Here is a 212-nt window from a genome sequence, read left to right as displayed (position 1 = left end):
TGCCAAGGTTAGGGTCGCGGGTTCGAGTCCCGTCATCCGCTCAGTGCAAAACCCCCTTCTCCTGGAAGGGGGTTGCGCTTGAAAGCTTCTATATAGCTTTTACCCCAGCGCGATTAGCTCAGTGGGAGAGCGCTTCCCTGACACGGAAGAGGTCACTAGTTCAATCCTAGTATCGCGCACCACGTAAGCCCTTATGGGCGAGCGTATTTGCG

The 212-nt window shown here is 55.7% G+C and carries 1 tRNA gene; it reads left to right on the top strand.

Annotated elements, in window-relative coordinates:
* Positions 1-107: 107 nt before the first annotated feature.
* A tRNA-Val gene (locus ADB02_RS03335) sits at positions 108-182 on the top strand.
* Positions 183-212 lie beyond the last annotated feature (30 nt).

The sequence above is a fragment of the Corynebacterium sp. 212_CJEI genome (assembly GCF_001055915.1).
In the GTDB taxonomy this organism is placed as follows: Bacteria; Actinomycetota; Actinomycetes; order Mycobacteriales; family Mycobacteriaceae; genus Corynebacterium; species Corynebacterium jeikeium_D.
The sequence above is the reverse complement of the archived record's forward strand: the minus strand, read 5'-3'. Positions and strand labels throughout refer to the sequence as shown.